Raw genomic sequence first — 7,684 nt, forward strand, 5'->3', positions numbered from 1 at the left:
TGTGAATTTCTTTGGGGGGGTGGGGAAAATTGTGGTGGGGGCCGGCGAGGACCGCCACCCCGGGGGCCCCGCGCCGCCCGATCGGGCGCCGAGGGCCGGTGGCAGCACCCTGCGCGCGGAGATCGCGGCCGGTCTGCGCCATCTGTGGCGCGACCGCGCACTGCGCGGGATCTGCGTGGCCACCACGCTCTGCAACATCGGCATGGGCGCGCTCATCGCCACCCTCGTGGTGCACGTGACGGTGTGGCTGGACGCGGGGAACGCCGGGTATGCGGCGGTCATCACCGCATTCGGGGTGGGCAGCGCGGCAGGCGGACTGCTGGCACGCCGCCTGGCGGAGCGATACGGGCGAATACGGAGCGTGTTTGCCGCCGGAGTCGTGCAGACCGGATGCCTGGTCGCCGTCGGGTCCGTGCGGGCGCTGTGGGTGACCATCGCCGCCATGGCGGTGTTCGCCGTCATGGGCATGGTGTGGAACGTCAACCAGACGACGCTGATGCAGGAGCGCAGCCCCGCAGCGATGCTCGGCCGCATCAGCTCCGCGTTCCGCACGCTCGCGGTCGCCGGTGCCCCGCTCGGCGCGCTCGCGGGCGGGGCGGCGGCGGCCGCCTGGGGCGCGAACACGCCGGCTCTGCTGGCAGCGGGGCTCTTCGTCCCGGCCGTCGTCTCACTTGCCGGTCTGATCAATTAGGTTGGAACCGCAGCGAGGCATGCGGGCTGATACCAGAAGAAGTTGCCGATGTCCGAGATGCTGTGTCTTCCCGGGGGACAGCCCCCGGACCCCCGGCCGGTAGCAGGTCGGCGGGGCTGAGCGGACCGTCCTCCCGAGGTGAATTCCAGTGAATGCACAAGGCCGTACCCGGCTCAACCAGACCTCCGAATGGATCGCCCTCGGCAAGCACCGTGAGCAGCTGGGCGGGACACATCTGCGGGAGCTGTTCTCCGCCGACACGGCGCGCGGCAGTGGGTACACCCTCCAGGTCGGCGAACTGTACCTCGACTACTCCAAGCACCTGGTGACCGACGAGACGCTGACGCTGCTGCGCGAGCTGGCCGTGGCGACCGATGTGGCAGGGCTGCGGGACGCCATGTTCCGCGGCGAGAAGATCAACACCACCGAGAACCGCGCCGTTCTGCACACCGCCCTGCGGGCCCCGCGCGATGCCGTGATCGAGGTCGACGGCGAGAACGTGGTGCCGGCTGTGCACGCCGTGCTCGACAAGATGGCCGCCTTCTCCGAGCGGATCCGCTCCGGCGAATGGACCGGTCACACCGGCAAGCGCATCAGGAACGTGGTGAACATCGGCATCGGCGGCTCCGATCTCGGACCCTCGATGGCGTACGAGGTGCTTCGTCCCTTCACCGAGCGGGATCTGACGTTCCGTTTCGTGTCGAACGTCGACGGGGCCGATCTGCACGAGGCCGTGCGGGATCTGGACCCGGAAGAGACGCTGTTCATCATCGCCTCCAAGACCTTCACCACCATCGAGACCATCACCAACGCCACATCCGCGCGGAACTGGCTGCTCACCGGGCTGAAGGCCGGCCAGGAGGCCGTCGCCAAGCACTTCGTGGCGCTGTCGACGAACGCCGAGAAGGTCGCCGATTTCGGCATCGACACGGTCAACATGTTCGAGTTCTGGGACTGGGTGGGCGGCCGCTACTCGTACGACTCGGCGATCGGTCTGTCGCTGATGATCGCCATCGGTCCGGACCGGTTCCGCGAGATGCTGGACGGCTTCCACCTGGTCGACGAGCACTTCCGCACCGCACCCGCCGAGGCCAACGCGCCGCTGCTGCTCGGTCTGCTGGGCGTGTGGTACGGCGAGTTCTTCGACGCCCAGTCGCATGCGGTGCTGCCGTACTCCCACTATCTGTCGAAGTTCACGGCCTACCTGCAGCAGCTGGACATGGAGTCCAACGGCAAGTCCGTCGACCGTGACGGCAACCGCGTCGACTGGCAGACCGGGCCGGTGGTCTGGGGCACGCCCGGTACCAACGGGCAGCACGCCTACTACCAGTTGATCCACCAGGGCACCAAGTTCATCCCCGCGGACTTCATCGGCTTCGCCAAGCCGGTCGACGACCTGCTGCCCGGCCTCGCCGCCCAGCACGATCTGCTGATGGCCAACTTCTTCGCCCAGACCCAGGCGCTGGCCTTCGGCAAGACACCCGAGGAGGTCCGCGCGGAAGGGGTCCCCGAGGAACTGGTCGCGCACAAGACCTTCCAGGGCAACCACCCGACCACCACGATCCTCGCCGACGAACTCACGCCGTCCGTCCTGGGCCAGCTGATCGCGCTGTACGAGCACAAGGTGTTCGTCCAGGGAGCCATCTGGAACATCGACTCCTTCGACCAGTGGGGCGTCGAACTCGGCAAGGTCCTCGCGAAGAAGATCGAGCCCGTGCTCACACAGGGCACGGGCGGGGAACAGCTGGACAGCTCGACCTCGGCACTCGCGGCCAAGTACCGCACGCTGCGAGGGAACTGATCCGATGACGGGGGCGGGGGCGGTGCGGCTGAGGCCGCCGAACAACACGCTCGACAAGCGGGCAGTCGGCTGGTGGCGAGTGCAGTTGCTGCTCGTGACCGCGGTCCCGGTGGTGGTCCTGGCCGTGCTGGGTGCGCTGATCGCGCCCGCACGGCCGTGGCTGCTCGCTGCCGCCGGAGTGGTGGCGGCGCCGGGTCTGGCCTGCACCGCCTTCCTGCCGGCGTGGTGGTTCCGGGTGCACCGCTGGGAAGTCACGGACGAGGCGGTCTATGTCCGCACCGGGGCGCTTTGGCAGGAGTGGCGGATCGCTCCCATGTCCCGGATCCAGACGGTGGACACGGTCCGCGGACCCCTGGAACAGGCGTTCCGGCTCGCCACGGTCACGGTCACCACCGCCTCGTCCAAGGGTGCGATCAGGATCGAAGGGCTCGACCACGAGCTCGCCGCCGACCTGGCCGATCGGCTGACCCGGATCACCCAGGACACACCCGGGGACGCCACATGAGCCCCGAGCACGAGGAATGGCAGCGTCTCGACGGGCGTACGGTCCTGGTCACCCCGCTCGTCACGGCCGGCGTGGTGGCCGGAGCCGGGCTCCCCGCCCTGATCGGTCTCCTCGGCGACATGCCGCTGCGACAGGCCCTCGCCTGGGTGCTGGGCGGAGCCGCCCTGGTGATCGGCGCGGCCACCGGCGCGGACTACATGCGCTGGCGGCGGACGCGCTATCGCATCGGCCCCGAGCGGGCCGAGCTCCACACCGGGCTGCTGCTGGTCAAGCGGCGCTCCCTGGGCCGTGAGCGCATTCGCAGCGTCGATCTGACGGCCAATCCGCTGCTGCGCGTCCTCGGCCTGGTGCAGGTGCGGATAGGCACGGGCGAACAGACCGAGGGCGGCGAGTCCACGCTGGAGCTGGACGCGGTCACCCGGGCCGAGGGGGAGCGGCTGCGTACTCAGCTGCTGGACCGGTCGGTGGCCGGGCCGCCTGGCACCCATCGCGAGGGCGTGCTGGCCGCCCTCGACCCGGCCTGGATCCGGTATGCGCCGGTGTCCTTCGTCGCCCCGCTCCTGGGAGGCGCGGCGGCGGGTGGCGTGATGCAGGTCAGCGAGTGGTTCGGGGCGCAGGGTGAGGTCATCGAGTGGGTGGGTGACCGGTTCCGGGACACCACCGTCGTCTGGATCGTCGTGGTGCTGGCCGCCGTGGCGCTCGCGACGGGTGTCGTCGGCGCGCTCGGTCTGTGGATCGAGATGTGGTGGAACTACCGTCTGGAGCGGGAGCCGGGCGGCACCCTGCGGGTGCGCCGCGGCCTGTTCACCGCCCGGTCGATGTCCATCGAGGAACGGCGGCTGCGCGGCATAGAGCTCGTCGAGCCGCTGGGCGTACGGCTGTTCGGCGCGGCGCGCGTGGATGCCGTCGCCACAGGACTGGCCAAGAACGGCGAGGACGAGCGCGCCGACCACAAGACGCTGCTGCCCGCCGTGCCCGCGGCACTGGCGGGAGAGGTCGCGGCACAGGTGCTGCGGGAGGAGACGGCCCCGACGGCTGCGGCCCGGCTCATCGCCCACCCTCCGGCGGCGCGTGGCCGGCGGCTGCGCAGGGCGCTGATGATCTCGCTGACCCCGGTGGCGGTCCTGGCGCTGCTGGGCGTGCTGCTCACGCCCGTGCTGCTCACGCCCGTGCTGCTGTACATCGCGGCGGTGTGCGCGGCGGCGACGGTTCCGGTCGCGGTGCTGCTCGCCCTCGACGCGTACCGAAGCCTGGGGCACGGCCTGAGCGGCGCCTATCTGGTGACCCGCTCGGGCACGGTGCGGCGTACGACGGTGGCGTTGCAGCGGACCGGGGTGATCGGCTGGACGGTCAGGCAGTCCGTCTTCCAGCGCCGGTCCGGTCTGCTCACCCTGATCGCGACGACCGCCGCGGGAGCCGGGGCGTACGGCGTGTACGACGCGGCCGAGGGCGAGGGGCTGGTGTTCGCTGCGGAGGCGGTGCCGGGAGTGCTGGAGCCGTTCCTGGAGTCCGTCGGCCGGCCGCCCGGCGAGAGATGACGTACACCACAACTCCCTTACGGCACTCGGTACTTCGATGCCGGTGATCATGAGGACCATGACACTCACCAGCCGTCGTACGGTCCTGACCGCACTCGCCGCCGCATCCGTGAGCGGTCCCCTGCTCGCCGCTGCGACCGAGGCCTCCGCCCACGCCACGGGTGAGCCGGACCGCTACGCCTCCAACACCGACCTCTACACCAAGCTCGCGGGCAAGGAGGGCACCGACTTCGCCCGCCGCTACAAGAGACACGAGTACACCGACCACTCGTACGACCAGAGACATGCCTACAACCGCACCACGGTCATGGCCTTGCACGGTGGCGGCATCGAGACGGGTACGTCCGAGCTCTGTCTCGCCGTAGCCGGTTACCACCCGGCGACGCTGGTGCCGCTTCAGGACGGATTCTCGCGGCACGACTACTGGATGTTCGAGGGTTTGCTGTCCGTCGGGAACAGCGAGCTGCATGTCACGGCCAGGAACTGTGACGATCACGTCGCCGTGTCCATGGCCGCGAGCAGCCTCAACGTCCTGAGCCTGCACGGCTGCTCCGCCGACCAGGCCGGCACGGCGAACCCTCAGGCCGTGGTCGTAGGTGGTCTGAACCGCACCTTCAAGAACCTGCTGACGGCCGAGTTCGACAGGGCCGGCATCGCCTGGCGGGACGGAGACGAGGTGCCCGACCTGGCGGGCGTCCACGCCCGCAACCCGTGCAACCGCACCATGCTGGGCAAGGGCGCCCAGCTGGAGATCACCAGGGAACTGCGCGGCGCCATGTTCACGGTCAACACCAGGGCGGGCCGGGCCGGCAGCACCACGGAGGTCTTCGACCGGTTCGTCGGCGCCTGCCGGGCAGCGATCGCGAAGCTGGAGACCGGCTCCGAGCAGATGATCCTCTGATCCGGGACCGGTCCGGGCACGGACGCCGAAGGCCCGTTCCGCCACGAGGGCGGACCGGGCCTTCGGCGTACGCCGGTCGTCGCTATGCCGAGGCGGGCGGGTACAAGCCCCGCGGAAGCTGCGACGCCGCCGCCGCGTCCAGCAGCCACAGCGTCCGTGCCCGGCCGTACGCCCCGGCCGCCGGTGCCTGGATCTCGCCCGCGCCCGACAGCGCGATCTGCGCCGCCTTCGCCTTGTCCTCGCCCGCCGCGAGCAGCCAGACCTCGCGGGCCGCGCGGATCGCCGGCAGCGTCAGCGAGATACGGGTCGGCGGCGGCTTGGGCGCGCCGTGGACGCCGACGACCGTGCGCTCCGTCTCGCGGACCGCCGGGAGCTCCGGGAAGAGCGAGGCCACATGTGTGTCCGGGCCGACGCCCAGCATCAGCACGTCGAACGTCGGCACCGGGCCGTGGTCCTCCGGGCCCGCGGCGGCCGCGAGTTCGGCCGCGTACGCAGCCGCCGCGGCATCCGCGTCGGAGCCGTACGCGCCGTCCGACGCGGGCATCGGATGCACCCGGGCCGGGTCCAGCGGCACGCTGTCCAGCAGCGCCGCGCGGGCCTGCGTGACATTGCGCTCCGGGTCGCCCTCGGGCAGGAACCGCTCGTCGCCCCACCACAGGTCGAGCCGCGACCAGTCGATCGCGTCCCGGGCGGGCGCCGAACTCAGCGCAGCCAGCAGCCCGTTGCCGTTGCGGCCACCGGTCAGTACGACCGAGGCCGAGCCGCGGGCCGCCTGGGCGTCGACGACCTTGGTGATCAGCCGGGCCGCTGCGGCCTGTGCCATCAGTTCCTTGTCGCGGTGCACGACCAGCTGTGCCGCGCTCACTTCGACGCCGCCTTCCTGGCCGGGGCGGCCTTCTTCGCCGCAGCGGGCTTCGGCCCGGACCCGGCCTCCGCAGCCGCCGCAGGCTCCGCGTAGCCCTCGCCCAGCCGGTCCACGCCGTAACGCAGCGACGACGCGTAGGTGTCGTCGGGGTCGAGCCTGCGCAGCTCCTCCGCGATCAGCTCGGCCGTGTCACGCCGCTTCAGTGCCACCGCCCGGTCCGGCTGTCCCTCGATGGACAGGGTGGCCAGGGAACCGTCCGGCCGGTCCAGCACTATCGGGCCGCAGGAGGACTCCAGCCGTACGGAGGTGAGTCCGGGGCCCGCCGATGCCGACCGCTTCACCGGCACCTTCAGCCGGTCGGCGAGCCACATCGCCAGCAGTTCGCAGCTCGGGTTGAACTCCTCGCCCTCCACCTGGACCGAGGTGACCTGGCAGCTGACCTGGTCGAGCGCGGCCGCGAGCATCGAGCGCCACGGCGTGATCCGGGTCCAGGACAGATCGGTGTCGCCGGGGGTGTAGGCCTCGGCGCGCGCGGTCAGCTCGCGCACGGGCTGCTCGGCGGCGTAGGTGTCCGTCACCCGGCGCTGGGCCAGCGAGCCCAGAGGGTCCTGGGCCGGGTCCGTCGGCGCATTCACCGGCCACCACACCACGACCGGCGCATCGGGCAGCAGCAGCGGCAGCACCACCGACTGGGCGTGGTCGACGATCTCGCCGTACAGCCGCAGGATCACCGTCTCACCCGTGCCCGCGTCCGCGCCCACCCGTACCTCGGCGTCCAGACGCGCCTTCGCGCGGTCGCGCGGCGAGCGCGAGAACCGCTTGATGACGACCAGGGTGCGCGAGGGGTGCTCGTGGGAGGCGTCGTTGGCGGCCTTCAGCGCGTCGTAGGCGTTCTCCTCGTCGGTGACGATGACGAGGGTGAGCACCATGCCGACGGCCGGGGTGCCGATCGCGCGGCGGCCCTGCACCAGCGCCTTGTTGATCTTGCTGGCGGTCGTGTCCGTAAGGTCGATCTTCATGGCCGACGCCAGCTCCGTCCGTCTCGTGCGAGCATCTCGTCCGCCTCGACCGGTCCCCAGGTGCCGGCCGCGTACTGCGCGGGCTTGCCGTTCCTGTCCCAGAATTCCTCGATCGGGTCGAGGATCTTCCAGGACAGCTCGACCTCCTCCACGCGCGGGAAGAGGTTGGAGTCGCCGAGCAGCACATCGAGGATGAGCCGTTCGTACGCCTCGGGGCTCGACTCGGTGAACGACTCGCCGTACGCGAAGTCCATCGAGACGTCCCGCACCTCCATCGAGGTGCCGGGCACCTTGGAGCCGAACCGCATCGTCACACCCTCGTCCGGCTGCACCCGGACGACCAGGGCGTTCTGCCCCAGCTCCT

The 7,684-nt window shown here is 70.8% G+C and carries 7 protein-coding genes and 1 pseudogene; 5 read left to right on the forward strand and 3 right to left on the reverse strand.

The features are described 5' to 3' along the window. The 5 genes from ABZ208_RS38470 to ABZ208_RS38490 form a co-directional block, all read left to right on the forward strand. Nucleotides 1–691: MFS transporter (locus ABZ208_RS38470; RefSeq protein ID WP_356914100.1), on the forward strand; the 691-nt coding region annotated here is incomplete at its 5' end. 148 nt (nt 692–839) lie between these two features. Further along, a complete protein-coding gene (gene pgi, locus ABZ208_RS38475) occupies nt 840–2,492 on the forward strand; it encodes a glucose-6-phosphate isomerase (RefSeq protein WP_356914101.1) in 1,653 nt (550 codons plus the stop codon). Nucleotides 2,493–2,496: 4 nt separating this feature from the next. Beyond that, entirely contained in the window at nt 2,497–2,997 is a 501-nt protein-coding gene (locus ABZ208_RS38480) for a PH domain-containing protein (RefSeq protein WP_356914102.1), read from the forward strand. After that, nucleotides 2,994–4,535 carry a PH domain-containing protein gene (locus tag ABZ208_RS38485; protein WP_356914103.1) on the forward strand — a complete coding sequence of 514 codons (1,542 nt, stop codon included), beginning with the start codon at nt 2,994–2,996 and terminating at the stop codon, nt 4,533–4,535. The genes ABZ208_RS38480 and ABZ208_RS38485 overlap by 4 nt, the downstream gene beginning before the upstream one ends. 58 nt (nt 4,536–4,593) lie before the next feature. Next, on the forward strand, nt 4,594–5,436 hold the full coding sequence (locus tag ABZ208_RS38490) for a poly-gamma-glutamate hydrolase family protein (RefSeq protein WP_356914104.1): 843 nt from the start codon (nt 4,594–4,596) through the stop codon (nt 5,434–5,436). Between the two features lie 82 nt (nt 5,437–5,518). On the opposite strand, the gene pgl is transcribed toward ABZ208_RS38490, so the two are convergent. From pgl to ABZ208_RS38505, 3 genes and pseudogenes are all read right to left on the reverse strand, one after another. Further along, nucleotides 5,519–6,301, reverse strand: coding sequence for a 6-phosphogluconolactonase (gene pgl, locus ABZ208_RS38495; RefSeq protein WP_356914105.1), 783 nt, complete (start codon nt 6,299–6,301; stop codon nt 5,519–5,521). Beyond that, nucleotides 6,298–7,320, reverse strand: a complete 1,023-nt coding sequence (opcA, locus tag ABZ208_RS38500; protein WP_356914106.1) for a glucose-6-phosphate dehydrogenase assembly protein OpcA — start codon at nt 7,318–7,320, stop codon at nt 6,298–6,300. The genes pgl and opcA overlap by 4 nt, the downstream gene beginning before the upstream one ends. Next, nucleotides 7,317–7,684: pseudogene (locus ABZ208_RS38505) on the reverse strand (glucose-6-phosphate dehydrogenase); the annotation flags it as partial. The pseudogene ABZ208_RS38505 and the gene opcA, both read right to left, overlap by 4 nt.

Origin of the sequence: Streptomyces sp. NPDC006208, assembly GCF_040613775.1 — a bacterium.
Lineage (GTDB): Bacteria > Actinomycetota > Actinomycetes > Streptomycetales > Streptomycetaceae > Streptomyces.

What these genes read in the sequence shown, in the direction of transcription:
- ABZ208_RS38480 (WP_356914102.1), top strand. Translation starts at nt 2,497, where the DNA reads ATGACGGGGGCGGGGGCGGTGCGGCTGAGGCCGCCGAACAACACGCTC.
- ABZ208_RS38485 (WP_356914103.1), top strand. Translation starts at nt 2,994, where the DNA reads ATGAGCCCCGAGCACGAGGAATGGCAGCGTCTCGACGGGCGTACGGTC.
- ABZ208_RS38490 (WP_356914104.1), top strand. Translation starts at nt 4,594, where the DNA reads ATGACACTCACCAGCCGTCGTACGGTCCTGACCGCACTCGCCGCCGCA.
- opcA (WP_356914106.1), bottom strand. Translation starts at nt 7,320, where the DNA reads ATGAAGATCGACCTTACGGACACGACCGCCAGCAAGATCAACAAGGCG.